This is a genomic window from Dyella sp. SG609 (genome assembly GCF_012275375.1).
In the GTDB taxonomy this organism is placed as follows: domain Bacteria; phylum Pseudomonadota; class Gammaproteobacteria; order Xanthomonadales; family Rhodanobacteraceae; genus Dyella_D; species Dyella_D marensis.
On the sequence record NZ_JAAZQJ010000015.1, the window covers coordinates 68,358 to 94,782 of the forward strand.

The 26,425-nt window shown below is 66.0% G+C and carries 22 protein-coding genes; 18 read left to right on the forward strand and 4 right to left on the reverse strand.

The window, feature by feature from the left end; translation table 11 throughout:
- Positions 1–68: 68 nt before the first annotated feature.
- The gene (gene glnD / locus FHW85_RS20595) at positions 69–2,711 is read right to left on the reverse strand and encodes a [protein-PII] uridylyltransferase (RefSeq protein WP_168649510.1); all 2,643 of its coding nucleotides are present in this window, start codon (positions 2,709–2,711) and stop codon (positions 69–71) included.
- Between the two features lie 147 nt (positions 2,712–2,858).
- Entirely contained in the window at positions 2,859–3,623 is a 765-nt protein-coding gene (map, locus tag FHW85_RS20600; protein ID WP_167257830.1) for a type I methionyl aminopeptidase, read from the reverse strand.
- Between the two features lie 347 nt (positions 3,624–3,970).
- Here map and rpsB point away from each other — a divergent pair, with 347 nt between their 5' ends.
- From rpsB to FHW85_RS20675, 15 genes are all read left to right on the forward strand, one after another.
- Positions 3,971–4,858 carry a 30S ribosomal protein S2 gene (gene rpsB / locus FHW85_RS20605; protein ID WP_168649511.1) on the forward strand — a complete coding sequence of 296 codons (888 nt, stop codon included), beginning with the start codon at positions 3,971–3,973 and terminating at the stop codon, positions 4,856–4,858.
- A 60-nt stretch (positions 4,859–4,918) separates the two neighbouring features.
- Positions 4,919–5,797 (forward strand): translation elongation factor Ts, encoded by an 879-nt coding sequence (gene tsf / locus FHW85_RS20610; protein WP_167257834.1) that lies wholly within the window; start codon positions 4,919–4,921, stop codon positions 5,795–5,797.
- A 233-nt stretch (positions 5,798–6,030) separates the two neighbouring features.
- Positions 6,031–6,753, forward strand: coding sequence for a UMP kinase (gene pyrH / locus FHW85_RS20615; protein ID WP_167257836.1), 723 nt, complete (start codon positions 6,031–6,033; stop codon positions 6,751–6,753).
- A 109-nt stretch (positions 6,754–6,862) separates the two neighbouring features.
- Positions 6,863–7,420, forward strand: coding sequence for a ribosome recycling factor (gene frr / locus FHW85_RS20620; protein WP_167257838.1), 558 nt, complete (start codon positions 6,863–6,865; stop codon positions 7,418–7,420).
- Between the two features lie 20 nt (positions 7,421–7,440).
- Positions 7,441–8,181 carry a polyprenyl diphosphate synthase gene (gene uppS / locus FHW85_RS20625; RefSeq protein ID WP_167257840.1) on the forward strand — a complete coding sequence of 247 codons (741 nt, stop codon included), beginning with the start codon at positions 7,441–7,443 and terminating at the stop codon, positions 8,179–8,181.
- A 13-nt stretch (positions 8,182–8,194) separates the two neighbouring features.
- The gene (locus FHW85_RS20630; protein ID WP_168649512.1) at positions 8,195–9,013 is read left to right on the forward strand and encodes a phosphatidate cytidylyltransferase; all 819 of its coding nucleotides are present in this window, start codon (positions 8,195–8,197) and stop codon (positions 9,011–9,013) included.
- Positions 9,010–10,194: a 1-deoxy-D-xylulose-5-phosphate reductoisomerase gene (locus FHW85_RS20635; protein ID WP_168649513.1), complete on the forward strand. Its 1,185-nt coding sequence runs from the start codon at positions 9,010–9,012 to the stop codon at positions 10,192–10,194. The genes FHW85_RS20630 and FHW85_RS20635 overlap by 4 nt, the downstream gene beginning before the upstream one ends.
- 13 nt (positions 10,195–10,207) lie before the next feature.
- Entirely contained in the window at positions 10,208–11,554 is a 1,347-nt protein-coding gene (gene rseP, locus FHW85_RS20640; protein WP_168649514.1) for an RIP metalloprotease RseP, read from the forward strand.
- Between the two features lie 212 nt (positions 11,555–11,766).
- Positions 11,767–14,208 (forward strand): outer membrane protein assembly factor BamA, encoded by a 2,442-nt coding sequence (gene bamA, locus FHW85_RS20645; protein ID WP_167257846.1) that lies wholly within the window; start codon positions 11,767–11,769, stop codon positions 14,206–14,208.
- A 140-nt stretch (positions 14,209–14,348) separates the two neighbouring features.
- The gene (lpxD, locus tag FHW85_RS20650) at positions 14,349–15,377 is read left to right on the forward strand and encodes a UDP-3-O-(3-hydroxymyristoyl)glucosamine N-acyltransferase (RefSeq protein ID WP_168649515.1); all 1,029 of its coding nucleotides are present in this window, start codon (positions 14,349–14,351) and stop codon (positions 15,375–15,377) included.
- On the forward strand, positions 15,370–15,843 hold the full coding sequence (fabZ, locus tag FHW85_RS20655) for a 3-hydroxyacyl-ACP dehydratase FabZ (RefSeq protein ID WP_167257850.1): 474 nt from the start codon (positions 15,370–15,372) through the stop codon (positions 15,841–15,843). Before lpxD ends, fabZ begins: the two co-directional genes overlap by 8 nt.
- On the forward strand, positions 15,840–16,628 hold the full coding sequence (lpxA, locus tag FHW85_RS20660) for an acyl-ACP--UDP-N-acetylglucosamine O-acyltransferase (RefSeq protein ID WP_167257852.1): 789 nt from the start codon (positions 15,840–15,842) through the stop codon (positions 16,626–16,628). The genes fabZ and lpxA overlap by 4 nt, the downstream gene beginning before the upstream one ends.
- Before the next feature lie 4 nt (positions 16,629–16,632).
- Positions 16,633–17,838 carry a lipid-A-disaccharide synthase gene (gene lpxB, locus FHW85_RS20665; RefSeq protein ID WP_168649516.1) on the forward strand — a complete coding sequence of 402 codons (1,206 nt, stop codon included), beginning with the start codon at positions 16,633–16,635 and terminating at the stop codon, positions 17,836–17,838.
- On the forward strand, positions 17,835–18,431 hold the full coding sequence (gene rnhB, locus FHW85_RS20670) for a ribonuclease HII (protein ID WP_168649517.1): 597 nt from the start codon (positions 17,835–17,837) through the stop codon (positions 18,429–18,431). The genes lpxB and rnhB overlap by 4 nt, the downstream gene beginning before the upstream one ends.
- Before the next feature lie 368 nt (positions 18,432–18,799).
- Entirely contained in the window at positions 18,800–19,012 is a 213-nt protein-coding gene (locus FHW85_RS20675; RefSeq protein ID WP_167257858.1) for a hypothetical protein, read from the forward strand.
- Positions 19,013–19,079: 67 nt separating this feature from the next.
- Here the strand turns inward: FHW85_RS20675 and FHW85_RS20680 are convergent, their stop codons facing one another.
- Complete coding sequence (locus FHW85_RS20680; protein WP_168649518.1) at positions 19,080–20,516, reverse strand: amino acid permease; 1,437 nt, start codon at positions 20,514–20,516, stop codon at positions 19,080–19,082.
- Positions 20,517–21,004: 488 nt separating this feature from the next.
- Here FHW85_RS20680 and FHW85_RS20685 point away from each other — a divergent pair, with 488 nt between their 5' ends.
- The 3 genes from FHW85_RS20685 (at position 21,005) to FHW85_RS20700 (ending at position 25,219) form a co-directional block, all read left to right on the forward strand.
- Entirely contained in the window at positions 21,005–22,636 is a 1,632-nt protein-coding gene (locus tag FHW85_RS20685; RefSeq protein WP_343203720.1) for a recombinase family protein, read from the forward strand.
- A gap of 552 nt (positions 22,637–23,188) precedes the next feature.
- Positions 23,189–24,634 carry a restriction endonuclease gene (locus FHW85_RS20690; protein ID WP_168649520.1) on the forward strand — a complete coding sequence of 482 codons (1,446 nt, stop codon included), beginning with the start codon at positions 23,189–23,191 and terminating at the stop codon, positions 24,632–24,634.
- A 435-nt stretch (positions 24,635–25,069) separates the two neighbouring features.
- The gene (locus FHW85_RS20700; protein WP_168649521.1) at positions 25,070–25,219 is read left to right on the forward strand and encodes a hypothetical protein; all 150 of its coding nucleotides are present in this window, start codon (positions 25,070–25,072) and stop codon (positions 25,217–25,219) included.
- Positions 25,220–25,235: 16 nt separating this feature from the next.
- Here the strand turns inward: FHW85_RS20700 and FHW85_RS20705 are convergent, their stop codons facing one another.
- A complete protein-coding gene (locus FHW85_RS20705) occupies positions 25,236–25,760 on the reverse strand; it encodes a hypothetical protein (protein ID WP_168649522.1) in 525 nt (174 codons plus the stop codon).
- Positions 25,761–26,425: the final 665 nt, after the last annotated feature.

Below are 26,425 nucleotides of genomic sequence, written 5' to 3' on the forward strand. Positions count from 1 at the left end.
ATGCTAGCGGGATTGGTCGCGGCGGGCGAGCCGTTTGGCCGTCCATCGCGCGTGTTGCGGACTTTGCCCTAGCCCGCGCGCCTGGCCGCGCCCAGCCGGTCCAGCAGGGCGTGCAGCAGGCGGTCCTGCTGCACCACGCTCAGCGGCGCGTTGCGGCGATCGCTGATCAGGAAGAAATCCTCCACGCGCTCGCCGAAGGTGGCGATGCGCGCGTCGTGCACGCGCACCTCGGCGTCGGCCATGGCCTGCGACACCGCGGCGAGCAGGCCAGGCCTGTCGCTGCACACCAGGGACAGCCGGGTGCGGTCGCCGACCGCGCTGAAGGCGATCTTCGGCGCCACCTGGAAATGCTTCAGGTGCCGCGACATGTTCCGCCGCGACGGCTGGTGCGCATGCGCCGGCTGCGACAGCGCGCGATGCAGGCGCTGCTGCAGTTCCTCGGCGCGCTCCGCGCTGGCCGGCTGCTGGCTGTCCGATTCCAGCAGCAGGAAGGTATCCAGCGCCATGCCGTTGCGGCTGTTGAGGATGCGTGCCTCCATCACCGAGAAATGCAGGCGGTCGAGCATGGCGGTGACCGAGGCGAACAGGCCGTCGCGGTCGGGCGTATAGACGAACAGCTCCGTCGTGCCGCGCACCGACAGCGGATGCACTTCGATCAAAGGCGTGGCGCCGGCCGAACGCAGGATCGCCGCGGTCTGCCAGGCGATCTGCTCGGGCCGGTGGCGCAGGAAGCTCTGCTCCGGGAAATCCAGCCACACGCGTTCGCAGGCGGCCTGCGCGAAGCCTTCGGTGAGCAGCAGCGCCAGCGCGGCCTCGCGGCATTCGCGCACGCGCGCGGCGGCATCGCGCGGCAGCTCGTCGTCGCTGGCCAGCGCGTAGCGGGTGGCGGTGTAGAGGTCGGCGAGCAGGCGGTCCTTCCACGCGTTCCACAAGCGCGGACTGGTGCCGATGATGTCGGCGATGGTCAGCAGGTAGAGCAGGTCCAGGCGTTCGCGCTCGCCCACGGCTTCGGCGAAGCGCTGCACCACGTCGGGGTCGGTGATGTCCTGGCGCTGCGCGGTGACGCTCATCAGCAGATGCCAGCGCACCAGCCAGGCGATCAGCTCGATGTCTTCGCGCGGCAGCCCGAGCCGGGCGCCGAAGGCGCGCGCGTCCTCTTCGCCCAGCACCGAGTGGTCGCCGCCGCGTCCCTTGGCGATGTCGTGGAACAGCGCGCCGAGCAGCAGCAGCTCGGGCTTTTCCAGCGTGGGCCAGATGCCGCAGGCGAGCGGGAATTCGCCGCGCGCGGCCGGTTCGGCGAAGCGCGCCACGTTGCGCAGCACGCGCAGCGTGTGTTCGTCCACGGTGTAGACGTGGAACAGGTCGTACTGCATGCGCCCGAACACCTTGCCGAAGGCCGGCAGCACCGCCGCCAGCAGGCCGTGCCGGTTCATGCGCCACAACGCTTCCACCGCCGGCGCGCCCTTGCGCAGCAGGCGCAGGAAGGCATCGAGCACCTGCGGATCGTCGGCCAGCGAGGCGCCGAAGAACGCGGTGGCCTGGTGGATGCGGCGCATGGTGTCGGCGGTGAAGCCGACGATGCCGGGCTCGCCGAGCCGCAGGATGAACACTTCGACCAGGGCCGCGGGCCGGCGCACGAACAGGTCCGGATCGCGCACCGCCAGGCGCGAACCGTAGCGCAGGAAATCCGCGCCCACGGCCTGCGGCTCGATCGGCGGTTCGAGCATTTCCTCGAAACGCTCGGCAATCTGCACGCCCAGCCGCTCTACCTGGCTGGCAGCACGGTAATAGCCCTGCATGAACTGTTCGACGCCGAGATTTTTTTCGTGCTCGTCGCGGAAGCCGAGCTGCTCGGCCAGCGCGCGCTGGTAATCGAACAGCAGGCGCTCCTCGGCGCGGCCGGCTTCCAGGTGCAGCGCGAAGCGGTAGCGGCGCAGCGTGGCTTCGGCTTCTTCCAGCGTGGAGCGTTCGGCCGGGTCGAGCAGGCCTTCTTCCACCATGTCGTCGAAGTCGTCCGCATGCGCCAGGCGGCGTCCCAGCCAGCGCAGCGAATCGAGCGTGCGCAGGCCGCCGGGGCCATCCTTGATGTTCGGTTCGAGGTTGTAGGCGGTGTCGTTGTAGCGCGCGTGGCGGCTGTCGCGTTCGGACAGGCGCACGGCCAGGTAGGCGGCTGGCGGCCACAGCGCGGGATCGTCGACGATCGCCTGCAGCGATTGCTCCAGCGCCGGATCGCCGGCCAGCCGGCGCGCATCGAGCAGGCTGGTGAACACGCTGGCGTCCTGCGCGGCCAGCGTGCGGCACTGCGCCGGATCGCGCACGGCGTGGCCCACTTTCAGGCCGATATCCCACAGCGTGGCGAAGCATTGCTCCAGCGCGCGCAGCCGCGCCGGCTCGGCGCGCTCGGCCAGCACCAGCAGGTCCACGTCCGAATGCGGAAACAGCAGGCCGCGCCCGAAACCGCCGACGGCGAACAGCGCCGCGCCATCGACTTCGCCCAGGCAGGCCGTCCACACGTGGGCCACGATGCGCGACACCGAATCGCCGCGCCGGCGCGCCAGGGCGGTGGCGTCGGCGCCGTCGCGGAAGGCGGTGGCGATGGCGCGGTCGACGTCGCCCAGCAGCTGCCGCAGGGCCCGCCGCGCCTCGGTCGACACGCCCGAACGCGGGACCGCGATGGGCAGGCGGGGCAGCGGGGGCAGCACGACGGTCATGGGGTGAGGGAATAGAGAATAGGGAATCGGGAATAGGAGTCTGCCACGACGGATCGGCGACGAGCTCGAATGACGACCCGTAAAGCAAAAAGGGCGGCCATCCGGCCGCCCTCCGATTCCCTGTTTACCATTCTCTATGCCCGCCCCTCAGGCATCCGGCCAGGGCGTGAGGATCTCGAAGCCGTCCTCGGTCACCGCGATAGTGTGCTCCCACTGGGCCGAGAGCGAGTGGTCCTTGGTGACCACCGTCCAGCCGTCCGGCAGCTGGCGGGTCTGCGGCTTGCCGGCGTTGACCATCGGCTCGACCGTGAAGGTCATGCCCTGCTTCAGTTCCAGCCCGCTGGCGGGCTTGCCGTAGTGCAGCACCTGCGGTTCGTCGTGGTAGACCTTGCCGATGCCGTGGCCGCAGTACTCGCGCACCACCGAGAAGCCGGCCGCCTCGGCATGCTTCTGGATGGCGTGGCCGACGTCGCCCAGGGTGGCGCCGGGGCGCACCGACTGGATGCCCAGCATCATCGCCTCGTGGGTGGTCTCCACCAGCCGGCGGGCCAGCACCGACGGGGTGCCGACGAAGTACATGCGGCTGGTGTCGCCGTGCCAGCCGTCTTTGATGACGGTGACGTCCAGGTTGATGATGTCGCCGTCCTTCAGCAGCTTGGACGGGCTGGGGATGCCGTGGCAGATCACGTGGTTGACCGAGGTGCACAGCGTCTTGGGGAAGCCGTTGTAGCCGACGTTGGCCGGGATCGCCTTCTGCACGTTGACGATGTGCTCGTAGGCGAGGCGGTCCAGGTCCTCGGTGGTGACGCCGGGCTTGACGTGCTCTTTAAGCATGGCCAGCACTTCGGCGGCCAGCTTGCCGGCCTCGCGCATGGCCTGGATATCGGCGGGGGATTTCAGGGTAACGGCCATAGTTCCACTCAAATGGCGCCGCAAACCCCGGCTTCAACGGGCCCAGCTCAGGCTGAACCGGCCGGCGGCTTGCTGCTATGCCGGCGCGCCGGCTATAATTTCGGAGTTTTGCTGCCCGGAGAACCCGCCATACATGGCGTTTCCCGACCGGCCGCAAAGCGAAAAACGATTGTAACCGCGCTGCGGCATGATCGCCTAAGTCCTTGATCGGACAAACCAACGCCACACACGCATCGGCACCGCCTTCGGGGTGCCGCGGGCCCTTGGGGTACCGCGGTCGAAGCCGGGGATGCGTGGAGGTCCCAACCCCCGGGCCACATGACAAGGCCCAACGAAGGAGTTTTCCCATGGCACAAGTCACCATGCGCCAGATGCTTGAAGCCGGCGTGCATTTCGGTCACCAGACCCGCTACTGGAACCCCAAGATGGCTCCGTACATCTTCGGTGCCCGCGGCAAGATCCACATCATCAACCTTGAAAAGACCCTCCCGCTGTTCACCGACGCGATGAACTTCCTGTCGGGCGTGGCGCAGAAGCGCGGCACCGTGCTGTTCGTCGGCACCAAGCGCTCGGCCCGCGAGGCCCTGGCCGAGGAAGCCGGCCGCGCCGGCATGCCCTTCGTCACCGCCCGCTGGCTCGGCGGCATGCTGACCAACTTCCGCACCGTCAAGCAGTCCGTGGCGCGCCTGAAGGAGCTGGAAGCGGCCGAGACCGACGGCAGCTTCGACCGCCTGGTCAAGCACGAAGTGCTGGCCCGCCGCCGCGAGCGCGACAAGCTGGAGAACTCGCTGGGCGGCATCAAGGACATGAACCGCCTGCCCGACGCGCTGTTCGTGGTCGACATCGGCCATGAAGACATCGCCGTGCAGGAAGCCAAGAAGCTCGGCATCCCGGTGGTCGCGGTCGTTGACACCAACTACAACCCGGAGCTGGTGGACTACGCCATCCCGGGCAACGACGACGCCATCCGCGCGATCCAGCTGTACGCCCGCGCCGCCGCCGACTCGATCCTCGAGGGCCGTGCCGCCGCTCCGGCTGCCGCCCAGGGCGACGCCAACGAGTTCGTCGAGCTCGACGAGGAAGGCAACCCGGTCGCCAAGGAAGAGCGCAAGGCCGCTCCGCGCCGCGACAACAACCGCGGTCCGGCCAAGAAGGGCGCCGGCGCCCCGCGCCGCGACGGCGGCCGTGGCGGCCGCGGTGGCCGCCAGACCGAAGGCGAAGCGGACGGCGAGTAAGCCATCCCCTGCCCCGGCCGGCACCGGCCGGGGCGTTTCAAAGATTTTCGAGGAACCCAGATGACTGCCATTACCGCAAAACTGGTCGGCGAACTGCGCGAGCGCTCGGGCGCCGGCATGATGGACTGCAAGAAGGCGCTCACCGAGACCAACGGCGACATCGAAGCCGCCATCGAGCACCTGCGCAAGACCGGCCTGGCCAAGGCCGACAAGAAGGCCGACCGCGTCGCCGCCGAAGGCCGCGTGGCCACCGCCAGCGACAACGGCAAGGCCGTGCTGGTCGAGGTCAACAGCGAGACCGACTTCGCCGCCAAGAACGCCGAATTCGTCGACTTCACCAATGCCGTGGCGCAGGCCGTGCTGAAGGCCGGCGTGACCGAGATCGAGGCCGTCAAGGCCGCCGCGATCGAAGGCTTCGCCAGCATCGAAGAGGCCGCCAAGGCCAAGACCGCGACCATCGGCGAGAAGATCGACGTGCGCCGCGCCGCCCGCGTGGAGAACGACGGCCCGCTCGGCGTGTATTCGCACGGCGGCAAGATCGGCGTGATCGTGGCGCTCAAGGGCGGCTCGGAAGAGCTGGCCAAGGGCATCGCCATGCACGTGGCCGCCATGAACCCGCCCTACGTGAAGGCCGAGGACGTTCCCGCCGACTTCATCGCGCGCGAGAAGGACATCGCCCTCGCCGCCATGTCGGACAAGGAAAAGAACAAGCCCGCCGACATCCTCGACAAGATCATCTCCGGCAAGATCAACAAGATCGTGTCGGACGTGACCCTGGTCGGCCAGCCCTACGTGCTGGACACCAACGTCACCGTCGGCGACGCCCTCAAGAAGGAAGGCGCGGACGTGGTGAAGGTGGTGCGCCTGGTCGTGGGCGAAGGCATCGAGAAGATCCAGGAGGATTATCTCGCCGAAGTGCAGAAGGCCATGCAGGTCTGACCTGCTTGCGCATGCGATGAAAAAGCCGCGGGAAACCGCGGCTTTTTTATTGCCCGCGATTCGTTGCGCAGCACGCATGGATGGACGGCCGGACGTCCGCGCCACGCCGCGGAAACACGCAAGCATGAACGAAACATCGTCGCACCCCGCGCCACCAGGCGCCTCGCGCTTACCTTAGGAGCGGCGCAGCCGCTACAATGCGCGCGTTTTGCCACACACAATCCGGAGACCCCATGAGCGAACCGCTTAAATATCGCCGCATCCTGCTCAAACTCTCCGGTGAAGCGCTGATGGGCGAAGCCGACTACGGCATCGACCCGAAAGTGATCGGCCGCCTGGCCGACGAGATCATCGACATCCAGAAGGCCGGCATCCAGATCGGCGTGGTCATCGGCGGCGGCAACATCTTCCGCGGCGCCGGCCTCGCCGCCGCGGGCATGGACCGCGTCACCGGCGACCACATGGGCATGCTCGCCACCGTGATGAACGCGCTGGCCATGCAGGATGCGATCGAACGCCGCGGCGGCTTCGCCCGCGTGATGAGCGCCATCCAGATCCACGACGTGGCCGAGGACTTCATCCGCCGCCGCGCCATCCGCCATATCGAGAAGGGCCGCATCGCGCTGTTCGCGGCCGGCACCGGCAATCCGTTCTTCACCACCGACTCGGCCGCCGCGCTGCGCGCGGTGGAGATCGGCGCGGACCTGCTGCTGAAGGCCACCAAGGTCGACGGCGTGTACACCGCCGACCCGGCCCGCGACCCCAGCGCCACCCGCTACGACCAGCTCACCTACGACCAGGTGATCGAGCGCAAGCTGGCGGTGATGGACACCGCCGCCATCGCGCTGTGCCGCGACCACGGCATGCCGCTGCGCATCTACGACATGACCGTGCCGGGCAACCTGCTGCGGATCATGCGCGGCGAATCGATCGGCACCATCGTCACCGACCGCTGACGCCTTCGCGGGGCCGCCCCAGGGCGCCCCGCCAGCCCCGGAAGCCCGCCCCCGTGCGGGCTTCCCCCGCTGCTATACTTCCAGGCTTGCACGTTCAAGGGGTATGCCCATGCTCAACGACATCAAGACCGATGCCCAGACCCGCATGGGCAAAAGCATCGACTCGCTCAAGCACAGCCTCACCCGCCTGCGCACCGGCCGCGCCAGCACGGCGCTGGTGGAACACATCAGGGTGCCGGCCTACGGCTCCGAGATGCCGCTCAACCAGGTGGCCTCGATCTCGCTGGGCGACGCCCGCTCGATCATCATCACGCCGTTCGACAAGAGCCACATCGCCGCGATCGAGAAGGCCCTGCTGTCCTCGGACGTCGGCATCACGCCGACCACCGCCGGCACCGTGATCCGCCTGAACATGCCGCCGCTCACCGAAGAGCGCCGCCGCGAGCTGGCCAAGCACGTGGCGCACGAGGGCGAGGACGCCAAGATCTCGATCCGCAACGTGCGCCGTGACGCGATGCAGCAGGTCAAGGACCTGCTCAAGGACAAGAAGATCACCGAAGACGACGAGCGCCGGGCCGAGGACGACATCCAGAAGCTCACCGATCGCTTCGTCAAGGAAGTCGACACCATCGCCAAGGCCAAGGAAGAGGAACTGATGGCGCTCTGACGCGCCATCGTTCCCACTCCATGACCGGCGCCGACGCCGCGCGGATCCCGCGCCACATCGCCATCGTGATGGACGGCAACGGCCGCTGGGCGAAGGCGCGCCACCGCCCGCGCAGCTTCGGCCACAACGCCGGCCGCAAGGCCTTGCGCGAAGTGGTCGAGGGCTGCCTGCGCGAAGGCGTGCAGGCGCTGACCGTATTCGCCTTCTCCAGCGAGAACTGGCAGCGTCCGCAGGACGAGGTCGGCGCGCTGATGGAACTGTTCGTGCGCGCGCTCGACAAGGAAGTGGACGAACTGCACCAGCACGGCGTGCGCATGCGCTTCGTCGGCGACCTGGGCGCGTTCGAGCCGGGCCTGCGCCAGCGCATGAACCAGGCGATCGCGCACACCGCCGGCAACGACAAGCTGCACCTCAACGTGGCGGTGAACTACGGCGGCCGCTGGGACGTGGTCCAGGCCGCGCGCAAGGCCGCCGAAGCGGTGGCCCGCGGCGAGTTCCGCGCCGACGAGATCGACGAGCACCTGCTCGGCCACTGGATGAGCCTGGCCGACCTGCCGCCGCTGGACCTGTTCATCCGCACCGGCGGCGAGCTGCGCATCAGCAATTTCCTGCTGTGGCAGGCCGCCTACGCGGAGCTCTACTTCACCGATACCTTGTGGCCGGACTTCGACCAGGCTTGCCTGCGGCAGGCCATCGAGGAATATGCACGCCGCGAGCGCCGCTACGGGCGCACCGGCGAACAGGTCGCCGCCAAGGCCTAACCCAGGGAATCGCATGCTGCTCCAGCGCACTCTCACCGCACTGCTGCTCGCGCCGCTGGCGATCCTGCTGATCCTGTGGCCGCCGACCCATGTGTTCGCGCCGCTCGTGTCGGCCGCCTTCCTGCTGGCGCTGTGGGAATGGACGCGCCTGTCCGGCCTGAAGGACACCGGTGTGCGCATCGGCCTGCTGGCGGTGGCCGCCGTGCTGTTCGCCCTGCTGTGGTGGGCGCGCGATACCGCGCTGTGGGCGGTGCTGATCGCCGCGGGCGTGCTGTGGTGGGCGCTGGTCTGCGTGTGGCTGCGGCACTTCGCCTTCGGCGCCGCGCCGACCCGCGAGAACCAGCTGTTCAAGCTCGGCGCCGGCGCGCTGGTGCTGCTGCCTTCGTGGGTGGCCGCGATGAGCATCCACCGCGCCCAGCCGCACGGGCACGAGTGGACCGTGCTGGCGCTGGCCATCGTGTGGGCCGCCGATATCGGCGCCTATTTCAGCGGCCGCCTGTTCGGCAAGCGCAAGCTGGCCCCGACCATCAGCCCCGGCAAGACCTGGGCCGGCGTGTACGGCGCCTTCGTCGCCGGCGCCCTGGTGGCCGGCGTGGGCGGCTGGCTGCTGCAGGTGCGCGACGGCGGGCTGGTCGGCCTGATCCTGCTGTCGATGGTGACCGTGGTCGCCTCGATCGTCGGCGACCTGCTGGAAAGCCTGATGAAGCGGCATGCCGCGGTGAAGGACTCCGGCAACCTGTTCCCCGGCCACGGCGGCCTGCTGGACCGCCTGGACAGCGTGTTCGCCGCCCTGCCCGTGTTCGCCGCCGGCAAATTGCTGCTGGGTCTATGAGCGGGCGGCGCCAGATCGCGGTACTGGGGGCCACCGGCTCCATCGGCGGCAGCACGCTGGACGTGATCGCGCGCCATCCGCAGCGTTTCCGCGCCAGCGTGCTGGCCGCCCACCGCCAGGTGGAAGCGCTGGCCGCGCTGTGCGAGCGGCACCGGCCGGATCTCGCCGTGATCGGCGATCCGGCGCTGGAGGGCGAACTGGCCCGCCGCCTGGCCGCCGCCGGCGTGCGCTGCGAGGTGGCCGCCGGCCACGACGCGATTACCGCCGCCGCCTCCGGCGGACTGTGCGACACCGTGGTGGCCGCCATCGTCGGCGCCGCCGGCCTGGACTCCACCCTGGCCGCCGCGCGCAGCGGCAAGCGCCTGCTGCTGGCCAACAAGGAATCGATCGTGATGGCCGGCGAGCTGCTGCTGGCCGCGCTGCGCGAAGGCGGCGGCGAGCTGATCCCGGTCGATTCCGAGCACAACGCCATCTTCCAGTGCCTGCCCGGCGGCCGCCCCGAGCTGGCCCGCAGCGGCGTGCGCCGGCTGGTGCTGACCGCCTCCGGCGGCCCGTTCCGCGGCCGCAGCCGCGCCGAGCTGGCCGGCATCACCCCGGACGAGGCCTGCCGGCATCCGAAGTGGTCGATGGGGCGCAAGATCTCGGTCGATTCGGCCACCCTGATGAACAAGGGCCTGGAAGTGATCGAGGCCCACCACCTGTTCCAGGCCGCCCCCGATGCGATCGAGGTGCTGGTGCATCCGCAGAGCCTGGTGCATTCCCTGGTCGACTACGTGGACGGCTCGGTGCTGGCCCAGCTCGGCAATCCGGACATGCGCACGGCCATCGCCCATGCGCTGGCCTGGCCGGAGCGGGTGGATTCGGGCGTGCCGCCGCTGGACCTGGCCGCCCATGGCAGCCTGCAGTTCGAGGCGCCGGACCTGGCCACCTTCCGCTGCCTGGCCCTGGCCTTCCAGGCATTGCGCGCGGGGGGCGACGCCACCGCCGTCCTGAATGCCGCGAACGAGGTGGCGGTGGAAGCCTTCCTCGCCGGCGCGCTGCCTTTCCTGTCGATCGCCGACGTGGTCGAAAGCGTGCTCATGGAACTGCCGCCGCAAGCCGTGGTCGATGTCCGGTCCCTTACTGAACGTGACCGGGCAGCCCGCGAGGCCGCCCGCCGCATCCTCCGCAACGCATGCTGATAAGCTCTTGCAGATGAATTCCTTTTTCGGCTCGATCTTCTGGTTGCTGGTCACGCTGGGCGTGCTGGTGACCTTTCATGAGTTCGGCCACTACTGGGTCGCGCGCCGCTGCGGCGTCAAGGTGCTGCGCTTCTCGGTGGGCTTCGGCCGCGCCATCTGGAAGCGCATCGGCAAGGACGGCACCGAGTACCAGGTCGCCCTCATTCCCCTGGGCGGCTACGTGAAGATGCTGGACGCCCGCGAGGGCGAGGTCGACCCGGCCGACCAGGGCCGCGAGTTCACCCGCAAGCCGGTGTGGCAGCGCATCGCCATCGTCGCGGCCGGCCCCGCCTTCAATCTGATTTTCACCGTGGCCGCGTTCTGGGCCATGTTCGTGGTCGGCATGCCCGACGCCGCGCCCAACGTCACCGCCGTGCCGCACAGCATGGCCGCCGACGCCGGCGTGCGCCCGGGCGACCGCGTGCTCGCCGTCGACGGCAAGCCGGTCGACACCCTGAGCGACGCCTACGACGCCATCGCCAACGCCCTGCTCGGCCGCGAACCGCTGCCGCTGCGCCTGCGCGGCACCGACGGCGCCGAGCGCGTGGTCACCCTGCCGCTGAACCAGCTGCCCGCCGGGCAGGACATCGGCCAGTACCTGGAAAAGCTCGGCATCAAGACCGCGCCCGCCGCGCCGGTCGCCGCCGTGGTGCGCGCCGGCTTCCCGGCCGCCGCCGCCGGCATGCAGGGCGGCGACCGCATCGTCAGCATCAACGGCCAGCCGGTGGCCGATTTCGAAGCCTTCTCGCGCCTGGTGGTGGCCGAGGCGACCCGGTCGCCGGCCCTGGCGATCGCGGTGGAGCGCAACGGCAAGCCGCTGAACTTCACGGTCACCGCGCGCATGGAATCGATGGAAGGCCAGCCGCCGCGCTGGCTGATCGGCGTGTCGCCGCCGCAGCCGGAACAGGTGGTGCGCCGCTACGGGCCGGTGGCCGCGGTCGGCGCCTCGCTGGGCGCGACCTGGGACAACACCGTCTCGCTGTTCAACATGATCGGCAAGATGGTCAGCGGCCAGGCCTCGACCAAGAACCTCTCCGGCGTGATCGGCATCGCCCAGGTGGCCAATGCCTCGGCCAGCATGGGCCCCGCCTGGTTCCTGCGCTTCCTCGCCCTGGTCTCGCTGAGCCTGGCGGTATTGAACCTGCTGCCCATCCCTGTCTTGGACGGCGGTCACCTGCTGTATTACCTTATTGAGTTGGTCAAGGGCAGTCCGCTGAGTGAGCGCACGATGATGGCCGGCCAGTACGTCGGCCTGTTCCTGCTGCTCACCTTGATGGGTCTGGCGTTTTACAACGACATCCATCGCAGTCTGTTCTTGTGACGCGCGTGCCCAACGCCAGCGTCGGGGGACGGCCGGCCCGCGGCAAGGCGACACCGGTTGTCGCCCGTGCCGGCGCGCCATGCGTTGAAGCATCCTCCGCCGCGCTCGCGAACGGCGCGCGCTTTTTTTCGAGTCCGGGCACTTTTCCGGCTCAATTCATACGCGCAGCGGCCAAGGCGGCCGCTGCGTCCGCATAAACAACGGAATCGACGATGAAGCGTATCGCCGCCCTGATCCTGCTTGCCTCACTCACCGCCAACGCGCTTGCGTTCGAGCCGTTCGTCGTTTCCGACATCCGCATCGATGGCCTAAGCCGCATCTCGGCGGGCACGGTGCTCAACTACCTGCCGGTCAACAAGGGCGACCGCCTGACCACGGATGCCGCCCAGCGCGCCATCCGCGCCCTGTACCAGACCAAGTTCTTCAGCGAGGTCGAGATCGACCGCGAAGGCGACATCATGGTGATCAAGGTCACCGAGCGCCCGTCCATCGCCAAGCTCACCCTGCGCGGCAACAAGGACATCAAGGAAGACGACCTGCGCAAGGGCCTGAAGGAGATCGGCCTGTCCGAAGGCGAGACCTTCGACCGCCTCTCGCTCGACCGCGTGCAGCAGGAACTGATCCGCCAGTACTACAACCGCGGCAAGTACAACGTCTCGGTCGAACCGCACGTCACCAATCTCGACCGCAACCGCGTGGCGATCGACATCGAGATCCGCGAAGGCAAGGTCGCCAAGATCAAAGAGATCAACATCGTCGGCAACAAGGCGTTCACCGACAAGGAAATCCGCAAGGACTTCGAATCCGACACCACCAACTGGATGTCCTGGTATTCGAAGGACGACCAGTACTCGCGCGAGAAGCTCTCCGGCGACCTGGAGAAGCTGCAGTCCTACTACATGGACCGCGGCTACGCCGACTTCGGCGTGGATTCCACCCAGGTCAGCATCGCCCCCGACAAGCGCGAGATGTACATCGCCGCCGCGGTGAAGGAAGGCGAGATCTACACCGTCTCCGACATCCACCTGCTCGGCGACCTGGTGCTGCCGGAAGAAACCCTGCGCCAGCTGGTGTTCCAGAAGAAGGACCAGACCTTCAACCGCAAGGCGATCGAAGCCAGCTCCGATGCGATCAAGAGCATCCTGGCCAGCATCGGCTACGCCTTCGCCAAGGTCACCCCGGTGCCGAAGCTGGACAAGGACAAGCGCACCGTCGACCTCACCTTCTACATCGAGCCCGGCAAGCGCGTGTACGTGCGCCGCGTGGTGTTCAACGGCAATACCCGCACCGAAGACGACGTGATGCGCCGCGAAATGCGCCAGCTGGAAGGCAGCTGGTACTCGCAGCCGGCGATCGACCGCTCGAAGATCCGCCTGCAGCACCTGGGCTACTTCAAGAAGGTCGACATCGACAAGAAGCTGGTGCCGGGCACCGAGGACCAGGTCGACCTGACGGTGAAGGTGGAAGAACAGTCCGCCGGCAGCCTGATGTTCGGCGTGGGCTATTCGCAGTACTCGGGCATCATCCTGTCCGCCTCGGTGTCGCAGAACAACTTCCTGGGCACGGGCGACAGCTTCTCGGTGTCCGCGCAGCGCAGCGACTACGTCACCAGCGTCAGCGCCACCTATTTCAACCCGTACCTGACCGACAACGGCATCGGCATCGGCTACAACGCCGCGTACAGCAAGAGCGACTACGGCGACGCCAACAGCGACTTCGTCAACTTCACCAGCAGCCAGAAGTCGTTCTCGGCCTTCCTCAACATCCCGATCACCGACTTCGACAGCCTGCGCGCCGGCCTCGGCCTGAGCAGCAACAAGATCAACCTGGACTACCAGACCTACGACTCCACCGGCCAGATCGTCACGCAGAGCCTGTCGCCGCAGCAGCTGATCGACTACCAGAACGCGATCGGCCACAAGACCATCCACTCGTGGACCGGCCAGCTGGGCTGGACCCACGACACGCGCAATGGCTACTGGGCGCCGACCCGCGGCGGCATGATGACGCTGTCCACCGACATCGCGCTGCCCGGCTCCACCGTGCAGTACTACAAGATCTTCGGCGAGGCCAACCACTACTGGCCGATCGGCGGCGGCTTCGTGCTGTACCTGGACGGCCAGGTCGGCTACGGCAAGACCTATGGCCAGGAGTACGACAACAGCTTCGGCGACTACGTGAAGGGCCAGAAGATCGACTTCCCGTTCTGGGAGAACTACTACTCCGGCGGCGTGCGCGACGTGCGCGGCTTCCAGGACAACACGCTGGGCCCGAAGCTCTGCGTGGGCACCGACGCCAGCGGCAAGCCGCTGCAGGCCGACAAGGACGGCCGTTGCAACGGTGGCTACTACACCTACGCCCAGCCGGTCGGCGGCGCGTTCAAGGTGCTGGGCACGGCGCAGGTGTTCATCCCGCTGCCGTTCCTGAAGGACGTGAACACCGCCCGCGTGTCGTGGTTCGTCGACGTCGGCAACGTGTACAAGGACTACAGCGCCTTCAAGGCTTCGGAGCTGCGCGCCTCGACCGGTATCTCGCTGCAGTGGCAGGCGCCGATCGGCCCGCTGATCATCAACTTCGCCACGCCGATCCGCTCCAAGAAGGAAGATCGTCACTACGAAGAGCGCATCCAGTTCACCTTCGGCAGCCAGTTCTAAGCCGGGCAATCATCTGACCGGCAGGGTCCGAAGCACCGCAACACCCCGAAAGCGCGGCCACGGCCGCGCTTTCTTTTGCCCGTGCGGAAAGACGCCGCGCCCCCCGCGCCCTACAATGCCCGCACCGCCAGGGAGCCCGCATGAGCACCTTCCAATACACCGTGGCCGAGCTGGCCGAACGCTTCGGCCTGGCCTTCCAGGGCGATGGCCAGCGCGTGATCGACGGCGTCGGCACCCTGGCCGGCGCCGGCCCCAGCCAGCTGAGCTTCCTGTCCAACAGCAAATACGGCGCCCAGCTCGCCGGCGCGCGCGCCGGCGTGGTGGTGCTGCGCGAAGAAAACCTCAGCGACTGTCCCACCGCCGCACTCATCGCCAAGGACCCCTACGTCGCCTACGCCAAGATCGCCGCGCTGTTCGAGCGCCTGCCCGCTTCGCCCGCCGGCATCCATGCCAGCGCCGTGGTCTCGCCCGCCGCGCGCATCGCGCCGATGGCCAGCATCGGTCCCTGCTGCGTGGTGGAAGAAGACGCCGTGATCGAAGACGGCGCCGTGCTCGGCCCGCATTGCATCGTCGGCGCCGGCTGCACGGTGGGCGCGCAGTCGCGGCTGGTGGCGCGGGTTACCCTGGTCACCCGCGTGACCCTGGGCAAGCGCGTGCTGGTCCACCCCGGCGCGGTGATCGGCTCGGACGGCTTCGGCCTCGCCTTCGACAAAGACCACTGGATCAAGCTGCCGCAGCTCGGCGGCGTGCGCATCGGCGACGACTGCGAGATCGGCGCCAACACCACCATCGACCGCGGCGCGCTGGAAGACACCGTGCTGGAAGAGGACGTGCGCCTGGACAACCAGATCCAGATCGCCCACAACGTCCACGTCGGCGCGCACACCGCCATGGCCGGCTGCGCCGCGGTGGCCGGCAGCGCGAAGATCGGCCGCTACTGCATGATCGGCGGCAACGCCGGCGTGCTGGGCCATCTGGAGCTGGCCGACCGGGTTACCATTACGGCCAAGAGCCTGGTGACCCATTCGATCCGCGAGCCCGGCGAGTATTCCTCGGGGGTACCGTTGCAGGAAAACCGCCTGTGGCGGCGCAATGCGGCCCGTTTCAAGCACCTTGACGAGTACGTGCGCCGGCTTTCGGCGCTGGAGAAGGACAGCAACAATGAGTGACAAGACCGAGCCCTACCACCTGCCGGTGACGGTGGAGCAGATCCAGAAGCTGCTGCCGCACCGCTATCCGTTCCTGCTGGTGGACCGGGTGATCGAGCTGGAGCCGGACCACCGCGTGGTGGGCCTGAAGAACGTGACCATGAACGAGCCGTTCTTCCAGGGCCATTTCCCGGGCCATCCGGTAATGCCCGGCGTGCTGATCGTGGAGGCCATGGCGCAGACCGCCGGCCTGCTCACCCAGATCAGCAGCCGCATGAAGGGCGACACCGGCAGCCCGCTGTTCTACCTGGCCAAGGTGGACGACGCGCGCTTCTACTGCCCGGTGGTGCCGGGCGACCAGCTGCTGATGGAAGTGAAGCTGCTGCGCCTGCTGCGCGGCATGGGCATGTTCGAGGCCGAGAGCCGCGTCAACGGCAAGAAGGTCGCTTCCTGCACGCTGGTCTGCGCGGCGAGGTCCGACAAATGAGCCAGGCCAGCGCCATCCACCCCACCGCACAGATCGATCCTTCCGCCAAACTGGGCGCCAATGTCAGCGTCGGCGCCTACAGCGTGATCGGCGCCGAGGTGGAGATCGGCGAGGGCACGGTCGTCGGTCCGCACGTGGTGATCGAAGGCCCCACCCGCATCGGCCGCGACAACCGCATCAGCCAGTTCGCCTCGCTCGGCGGCGCGCCGCAGGACAAGAAGTTCCAGGGCGAGCGCACCGAGCTGGTCATCGGCGACCGCAACCTGATCCGCGAATTCGTCACGGTCAACCGCGGCACGGGCGATGGCGGCGGCATCACCCGCATCGGCAACGACAACTGGCTGCTGGCCTACGTGCACGTGGCGCATGACTGCCAGATCGGCAACAACACCGTGTTCTCCAACTACTCGGCGCTGGCCGGGCACGTGGAGATCGGCGACTTCGTGATCATGTCCGGCTTCTCCGGCGTGCATCAGTTCTGCAAGGTCGGCGCGCACGCCTTCATCGGCATGGGCTGCCTGGTCGGCTCCGACGTGCCGCCGTTCGTGATGATGGCCAACGAGCAGCGCGGCCGCCCGCGCGGCATCAACAGCGAAGGCCTGAAGCGCCGCGGCTTCGACCCCACCCGCATCGCCGCGATCAAGCGCGCCTACCGCACGCTGTACATGGCCGGCCTGACCCAGGCCGACGCGCGCGAGCAGCTGGTGTCGCTGGCGCAGGAAAGCGACGACGTGCGCTCGATGCTGGAATTCCTGGATCGCAGCGAGCGGGCTCTCGCACGCTGACGCCATGAGCTCAGCCGCCGAAACCCCCATCGTCATCGCACTCATCGCCGGAGAAGACTCCGGCGACCAGCTCGGCGCCGACCTCATCGTGGCCCTGCGCAAGCGCTACCCCGGCGCCCGCTTCGCCGGCATCGGCGGCGCGCGCATGCAGGCGCAGGGTTTCGAATCCTGGTACGACATCCGCGAGCTGTCGCTGTTCGGCTTCGCCGAAGTGATCAGCCACCTGCCCCGCCTGCTGCGCCTGCGCAAGGAACTGGTGGCGCGGCTGATCGCGGCGCAACCCGCGGTAGTGGTCGGCATCGACGCACCGGATTTCAACCTCGGCGTGGAACAGCGCGTCCGCGCCGCCGGCCTGCGCACCGTGCACTACGTCAGCCCGTCCGTGTGGGCCTGGCGCGAGGAGCGCGCGGCCAGGATCGGCCGCAGCGCCGACCGCGTGCTGTGCCTGTTCCCGATGGAGCCGGCGATCTATGCGCGCCACGGCGTCGACGCGCGCTTCGTCGGCCATCCGCTGGCGGACCGCTTCGCCCTGGTCTCCGACCGCGTCGGCGCGCGCGACTTCCTCGAGCTGCCGCAGAACGCACCGGTGCTGGCCGTGCTGCCGGGCAGCCGCGCCTCGGAAGTGGCAAAGCTGGGCCGCGTGTTTCTCGATGCGGCGCGCCGCGTGGCCGCGCAGTTGCCGGGCCTGCGCATCATCGTTCCGGCGGCCAACACGCGCGTGCACGCGACGCTGAAAGCGATGCTCGGCGAAGGTCCCGGCAACGATGACACCCCCATCCTGCTCGACGGCCGCGCGCACGAAGCGATGCTCGCCGCCGACGTGGTGCTGCTCGCTTCCGGCACCGCCACGCTGGAAGCCATGCTGGCCAAGCGTCCGATGGTGGTCGGCTACCGCGTGTCGCCGATCAGCTACCGCATCGCGCGCGCGCTGAACATGCTGAAGACCGACGTCTACGCGCTGCCGAACATCCTGGCCCGCGCCTGCGGCCTCGGCGAGCAGGCCATGCTGGCGCCGGAGCTGATGCAGGACGACTGCACGCCGGAGAAACTCTCCGCCGCCGTGCTCGCGCTGTTCCAGGACAGCCAGCGCCGCGGCGAGATCGTCGCCGCCTTCGAGCAACTGCACCGCGCGCTGCGCGGCGAGCTGGAAGGCGAAGCGGGCGACCATGCGGCCGACGCGATCATCGAACTGATCGAGCGTCCGCGATGAACAGGAAAGCGCTGCGCCATATCGCCGGCGTCGACGAAGCCGGCCGCGGCCCGCTCGCGGGGCCGGTGGTGGTGGCCGCGGTCATTCTCGATCCCAAGCGCCCGATCGACGGCTTGAACGATTCGAAGAAGCTCACCGAAGCGAAGCGCGAGTCGCTGTATCCGCAGATCGTGGCGAATGCGCTGGCGCATTGCATCGTCGCCATGAGCGTCACCGAGATCGACCAGCTCAATATCTTCCAGGCCACCATGGCTGGGATGAGCCGCGCCGTCGCGGGCCTGTCGCTGGTGGCGCACGAGGCCTGGATCGACGGCAATGCGCTGCCGAAGAACCTGCCCTGCCCAGGCCGCGCCATCGTCGGCGGCGATGCGCTGGAGCCGGCGATCAGTGCCGCCTCGATCCTGGCCAAGGTCACCCGCGACCGCCTGATGGTGGCGATGGAAACGCAGTACCCTGGCTATGGCTTCGCCGCGCACAAGGGCTATCCCACGCCGGCGCATTTCGAAGCGCTGCAGCGGCTGGGGCCGTGCGCCGAGCACCGCCGCAGCTTTGCGCCGGTGAAGATCATGCTCGATCAGGGCGTGCTTTTTTAGACGGCTGTTCGCCCACGGGCGCAAAGCATCAACGAGGCCAAAAGCCGCTGCCCGCAAACGATTTCCGTCATGCCCTTCGACACGGGTTTTTTCTTGCGATGCGGGTCTAGACTGGCTCCACGGTAGGACCAGGCCCCGAGCCCATCCGACCGGCGCTTCGCCCTCGCACGCGCCGCGCAACCCTTCTCCAGCGGCGCGCATCGAAGGTTCGAAGCAGGACGAAGCCGGGCCGACCGCCCCGCCGACCGCCGAGCCACCCCGGTTCCACGGCACGGTCGCCGCTTCAGGCACGGACGCAAGGTACAGCCTTCCGCGTCGCCACGCGGAACACGCCAGCGGCGCATGCAAGACGCCGCAGGAGTTCAGCCATGACACTTCCCAACACGCCACTCACCGTCGTCCCGAACGGTGGCGACGCCCCGTCGGCGGAACCGGCCGCGATCTCCCCCGCGTCAACGCAGGACGCGCCGCCGCTGCTGGATACCGCCCACGTCGACTACAACCTGCACCCGCTGAAGGTGAGCGGCCTCGATCACTTCATCGACCAGCCCGACGGCAACGAACGCTTCCGCATTTCCTGACCCCGCACACCGCACACGTAGGTTGGGGTGAGCCAAAGGCGAACCCCAACGGAAGCGGGGCTGCCGCTCAACGCCCGCGCAGCAGGCTGTGCCGATAACCGTAGGCGATGTAGATCAGCATGCCCAGCGCGGTCCACGCGCCGAGCAGGATCCAGTTGGCCAGGTTCATCTGCGCCAGCAGGAAGCCGCACACCAGCACGCCCAGGCTGCACACCACCGGCGCGGCCGGCACGCGGAAGCCGCGCGGCAGGTTCGGATGCGTGCGGCGCAGCACCAGCACGCCGATGCACACCGTGGCGAAAGCCAGCAGCGTGCCCATCGAAAGCAGGTCGCCCAGCAGGCTGAGCGGAAACACCGCGGCCAGGATGCCGCCTACCGTGCCCACCAACAGGGTGGTGCGGTGCGGCGTGTGGTGGCGCTCGTGCACCGCGCCGAAGAAGGTCGGCAGCAGGCCGTCGCCGGCCATGGTGTAGAGGATGCGCGACAGGCCCAGGTGCATCACCAGGATCACCGAGGTCAGCCCCGCCACCGCGCCCACCTGGGTCAGCAGCTTCAGCCAGGCCAGCGGCGGATGCGCCGCCAGCGCCGTCGCCACGGGCTCGGCCGTGCCCAGCTGCGGGTACGGCACCAGGCCGGTGAGCACCGCCGCCACGATGATGTACAGCACCGTGCACACCGCCAGCGAAATCAGGATGCCCGCCGGCACGTTGCGCTGCGGGTTGCGCGTTTCCTGCGCCGCCGTCGCCACCGCATCGAAGCCGATGTAGGCATAGAACACGCTGGTCGCCGCGCGGAACACGCCGGCCCAGCCGTAGTGGTCGCCGCCCTGGTTCTGCGGCACGTACGGGTGCCACAGCGCGGGGTCCACGTACTGCAACCCGCACACCACGAACAGCACCACCACGATCACCTTCAGCGCCACCACCACGCTGGCGAACGCCGTGGACTGCTTCGTCCCGCGATACAGCAGCGCGGTAAGCGCCGCGACCACCAGCAGCGCCGGCAGATTCAGCAGCGCGCCGGTGAACTGCAGATGCCCGTCCTTGAAGCTCAGCGGCGCATTGGCCAGCGCCTCCGGCACATGGATACCCAGCGTCTTCAGCAGACCCACGCCGTAACCGGACCAGCCCACCGCCACCGACGACACCGCCAGCAGATATTCCGCCACCACGTTCCACCCGATAAACCAGGCCAGCAGCTCGCCGAACGTGGCATAGGCGTAGACATAGGCACTGCCCGACACCGGCAGCATCGCCGCGAACTCCGCGTAGCTCAGCGCCGCCAGCGCCGCCGCCAGCCCCGCCAGCACGAACGACAAGGTCAAGGCCGGCCCCGCATGCTCCGCCGCCGCCTGCCCCGTGATCACGAAAATACCCGCGCCGATCACCGCACCCACGCCCAGCACGATCAGCTCCTTCAGCCCCAGCGTCCGCCGCAGCGAATCATCGGCAGTGAGCGAGGCCTCGACAGGCTTCACGGCAAACAGCGAACGGATCAACGACATCGGAGCGCTCCGGGGCGCGGTAGAGAGCCAGGAACCATGCCAGCCAGGGGCTGCCGTGGCAACTGGAATCGGGTGGGGCCTGTGGTTGCGGCCTTGTGGCAAGTGCCGCCCCTCACCCCGACCCTCTCCCCGGCGGGGAGAGGGGGATGACGGGCGGGGCGACAATCAAGCGAAGAGCTCGCGGCGCAGCCGCGGCGTTCCGCTTGTGCGCTTTTGCTCCGGCTCTTGATCTACCGGGTCCCCTTGGCGCCGGCGGTGAGGGCTGGACGAAAAGGCCCCCGCAGGGGGGCGGGGACACGATGTCCCCGCCTTTTTGATCAGGGCATGGATGCCCTGTCAAAAAGCCCGGCCAGCCCTCACGGACCCTCAGCAGCTGCGCTGCTGAGGGCGCCAAGCAGGGTGCCCTTTCTTCTTGGTTACTTCTTCTTTGGGCAGCCAAATGAGATTCCATATAGACTTCGCAGCTTGCTCAGGGATCGATGCTTCACGTGGACGCAAACATCAAGGTTTATAGCTATTTACGCTTCAGTGACGCCCGACAGTCCACCGGCAGCAGTGCCCATCGCCAGATCGAATTTGCGGCCAACTGGGCCAAGGGCCGGCAGCTGCAGCTTGATGCCTCGCTCTCCCTCCGCGACGAAGGATTGAGCGCCTACCACCAGCGTCATGTAAAGCAAGGCGCCTTGGGCACTTTCCTCCGCGCCGTGGACGAGGGCCAGATTGGCGCGGGGTCCGTGCTGGTCGTGGAAGGTCTGGATCGGCTGAGCCGTGCCGAACCGCTCCAGGCCCAGGCACAGCTTGCCCAGATCATCAATGCCGGCATCACCGTGGTGACCGCCAGCGATGGCCGGGAATACAACCGGGAGGGACTGAAGGCCAATCCCATGGAGCTGGTTCATAGCCTCCTTGTGATGATCCGGGCACATGAGGAAAGCGATACCAAGAGCAAGCGGGTTAAAGCGGCCATTCGTCGTCAGTGCCAGCAGTGGCTGGACGGCGCCTATCGCGGTCGCATCCGCAATGGCAAGGATCCCCAATGGCTAGCGTGGCAGTCGGATGGCTGGCACCTCGTCCCGGAACGGGTCGACGCTGTCCGAATGGCCATCGACCTGTTCCGGGCCGGGCATGGGGCGGTGGCTATTGTCGATCGCCTCAATGCCGCTGGACTCTCCGTCTCGGACAAAGGAACCCGGGCGACGCACCTGTACAAGGTGTTTCGCCTGCCTGCCCTGCGCGGCACCAAGACCCTGTCGGTCGATGGCGTTGATTACGCGCTGCCCGACTACTACCCGGCCATCCTGAGTCCAGAGGATTTCGACGAACTGCAGGGCCTGTTCTCGCAGTCGGGTCGGCGCAAAGGCAAAGGCGAACTGCCCGGCGTCATCACCGGCCTACGCCTTACCCAGTGCGGGTACTGCGGGTCGGCCATGGTGGCCCAGAACCTCATGAGCCGGAAAAAGGACGAGGACGGCCGGGTCCACGACACCTATCGCCGCCTGTCTTGCGGCTCCGGGCAGGCCTATCGCCGTTGTCCGGTGGGGGGCAGCACCAGCATCGCTCCGATCGAACGGGCGCTGCTGGACTTCTGTTCGGACCAGATCAATCTGGATGCTCTGCTAGAACGCGGTGTCGTCGACCCGCCAGCCCGCCAGAAACTTGCCGCCGCCAAGGCACGCGTCGCCGACGTGGAAGCACAGCTCAAGCGCTTGACCGACGCCTTGATGCAGGACGACGGTGCGGCGCCGACGATCATCCTCCGCAAGGTCCGCGAGCTAGAAGATGAGCTGGGGCGCCTGCGGCGAGAGGTGGCAGAGGCCGACGCGGAATGGGCGGCTGTGTCTCGAAAGGCACCGACGACCGCCGACGCTTGGCGTGAACTGGTGATCGGCGTAAAGAGCCAGGATTACGATGCGCGGCTGAAAGCCCGGCAATTGGTGGCCGATACCTTTGCCCGCATTGTGGTGTACCGCGTCGGTGTTGAGCCCGGCGAGCGGGCCGACCATGCGCTGGACCTGGTCCTGATCCCGCATGGCGGCCATCCCAGGGCGCTACGCATTCACCGCAAGACGGGGCAATGGCTGGGCGCAGAGGACGTAAGTACCCAAGCGTTAGCCGGCTGATCCGAATATGTCCGCGCGTCGCGAAATGCAGTCGGTTGGAAGTCAGGCGTACGTGTACGTGTACCGAGGGCTCGAACCCCACCCCTTCGCCAATAATTACTCCAGCCCACTGATTTAAATGGCTTTTTTATTGGGCACATCTTCCGCCCCCACTTGCGTCCCTACGTTACTGCTCGATTGAAGCAATGACCCAAATACAGCATTAGTTGTCGGGTGGGAGAGCAGTTCCGCTGACTCGGGGCGTCAGTGCATGGGTGGCTGCGGAGCAAGACCCTTGATCGTCGCGTGAACATATGCAGCACCAATCAACATTACACCGATCTGGGTCACCGTGGCCCAGAGGCGCCTTCACTCTCTGCGTATCATTTGTCCGCAGACCTCGCACTCTGTACCCCGCTTGAGGAGTAGGTGTCCGCAATGGTCGCAGACAATGGAACGGTATCTATGCATGGCCGACTCCCTGGAGAATGATGAGTAATAGCGTTGCCCGGCTCCATCCCATAGCCTGAGACGAAATGCCGTAAGCTGTGAAAAACACAGGGGGAGGCAAGGATGCTCGTTTCCAAGTATTTCAAGTTGGGTCGCAATCAGGCGACCTTAGATTTTCTCGATGTGCATGTCGACAAAGACATACCTGTCTTCGTCGACCCAGCCGCCTTACGCGCGTTGCGCACCGACTGGGGGCATCATTGTGTTTCCCTACTTCAGAGCTATTTCGACACCGTTTTAGCGGCAATACGTAGCGGAAACCACGATCGCGCGAAGCACTTGCTGGCGTCTTTAAGCGAGCGCAACGAATTTCATATCGGTTACTCAAAGGGTAAGTCGCGCGGACATGCGCTGGGGCCAGTATCGGCAGAGAGAATCTGGAGGTCCCTGATCAAAAGTAAAGCGGCGACGACGGGGATACTGCAAGACCTAGAGGACACCATTCTTTTCGTCGAAGGGCTCGGCCCCGATATGCTCTCAGATGCTGTGTGCAACATCATCCGAGGCCCCCTCATCGAGTATACGCAGCAATCCTGCTTGTATTACGGAATTCCTCTCACCGAAGGGGTTAACTCAGGGCCGGTCTGGAATCCTCATAAGGAAGAATGGCAGCAAAGCCTTATTGAGCTTCCCATGACGAACAAGGGGGCCGTGATTCTCATTCCAAAAGTGATTGTGCGTATAACGCAAACATACGGGGCTAAAGAGTACTACCGGCACTTTCTCATGCCGGCTCTCCAGCAGCACCACAAGGACATCAACTCGGCGTTGGTTCATGTCCTAAAGGGCAAGAAGAACAAAGGGGAAAGGCGCGTCTATAAAAAAGACCTGTACGAAAAGTATGGGGCCGACAAACTCGCCTCAGCAAAATTGACCGGCGAGCATCCCGGGGCGCTCACGAACTACAGAGAAACAAAGAGGGCGACACCTTCGTTTCCAATTGACCACATCGCACTGGCAAAACTGGAAAGCGTATCGCCTCCCGATTTTTCTGCGCTCTTGGCAAATGTCACTTCGATCAAGCCGGGGCGCGATGAGGCATCAGCATACGAGAACGCCATCGAAAAACTTTTGTCGGCACTCTTGTATCCATCCCTCGCCTTCCCTGTTAAGCAGGACGCTCTTCACAACGGACGCAAGCGGATTGACATCACGTATGTGAATAACGCTAAGGACGGCTTTTTTAACTGGCTATCGCTTCATTACCCGTCTTCGCATATCTGCGTTGAATGTAAGAACTATGGCAAAGAAGTTGGCAACCCGGAGATTGATCAGCTTGCGGGTCGATTTTCTCCGTCGCGTGGTCAAGTCGGCATCCTTGTGGTTCGCTCAATTGAAGACAAGGCGCTTCTGTTGCAGCGCTGCAAAGATACAGCTGAAGATCATCGTGGATTCATCCTTGTGTTGGATGACTCCGATCTCAAAGAGCTGGTGCGCCAACGCCAGTCATTGATCTATGGGGATGGCGAGAATCTCCTTTACAAACAGTTTAAGGCATTGATTACCTGATTGGAGCGACTTCCGAAGCGAAAGGAGCTAAATCGACGAGGTAGCCGCGACAAGCGACAGCCGATTGCCAAGCACATGACGAAACGCCCGATCCCGACAGGTCAGGAGGATGACCTGCATCCGCTGCGCCCCCCTAATATCTCAATCATCACGTCCAGGGTATTCATCGTCCGAGTAGACAAGTGGGTCGTCCAAGATTAGCGATACTGGCTGGCCTTGATCGAGAAGCATGTCGGCAAACGCAATGCGCGTCGGTATCGCAAGTTGCTCATGGGTGCCTCGCGAGAATTTCTCGCAACCTTCGCCCCCTCGCGCGCACCACCGCCTCGAGCGCCAGATCTTCGGAGAAAGTAAGTTCGCTTCCGGGCGAAAGGCGTTCGATATAGCGCTTGGCGCGACTCGCGACAGGCCCTAGACAGGCCAGGCTATATGGTCGTGCAGTTCTGGACAGACTATCTCGACCGCGACGTCACCCGCGAGGAGGACAAGCGCGCCGAGGAGCTGTTCGAGCTGGAGCTGCGGAAGTTCGAGGAGTCGGTGTTCGGCCTCAGCCGCCCCCGCGACAACTACTACGACAACTACTGATCGATGGACGGCTCACTCAGAGCTTGAGCCAATGGGTTGCGATGTAGTGGCCGACAGCCCCCACCCCGGCGCTAACGCCGTATTTAACCCACTGAATCGCTTTGTCACGCATCGCAATCCGCCCTACGATGTGTTGATCGATAAGATCAATCGATAGACCGTTTGAGATCAACTTGAACGCCTGGAACACCTCGTTTTGTGCCTGCACTCCGTCTTGGGGCGCATTCGAGAAGACGGCGATCAACGAAGGCAACCTATTCCACTGCCAATCATGGAATGCGCTCAATCGCGATTGAGCATACAGACACCATGACTGGTTCTGCTTTTGCGTTGTGAACAGTGCGCGCGTCCTATCCATCTTCAACAGCTCGATGAGCAAGCCGGACAGCTCCTTTAACGACGCAATGTTCACTTGAACTATCGGCGCAATGCGGCGACTCGAATCGTCATCAGATTTAAGTATCGGCCGCTCTAACTCGTACTGCTTGGTCTTCAACTCATCGATCTTCTGATCGATGCGCTTGATTGCGGTCTCGCTCACTGCTGCGCCTAGCATCCCTTCCCCCCTGCACCTCTGGAACCGCATATATATCAAGTACAGAAACCCCTAGGTGCCACGCCTATCGAACTTGTCACTTTGCCACGAGGTTTACCGCAACATACATTGCAGAGCGCTGGAGCTCCACAAACGGCCTCGGGACTTCTTTGAACCCGTCCACATGTAGGGCGTTCGGCTGGAGTCCCATGGTGATTGCGCGCGGCGAACAAGTCACCTCCTCGATCATTCGTGCGCACGTGAGCGTCGCCCTGATATGGTAGAGCTGACGACGTGAAACACTTTCATAAGGCAAGAGACTTGCCCCCTTTATGTCCCAAAGTATTTTCTCAAGCGGTTCAAACTGCTCCAAAAAATCACGCACTGGTGACTCATCGAAGCTGTTGAGAAATGGGCTATGGGCAAACGCATTCCGGACTTTACGCAGTAGCTCGAGATGACGGTAAGTTAGTGGACTAAGCCAGCGAAGCGCGGCAGCTATCTTTATTCGGGCACTCGCCGTACTTAGCGGGCCGAAGCTGTTAAACAGACTATCTAGTCCACCGGACACTTTGGGTGGTACGCCCCCGATTCCGTAGACACCTGATAGTGTCTATTGAGGATCGGAGGATCTATGACCAGCAAACGTTTCACCGACGAGTTCAAGGCTG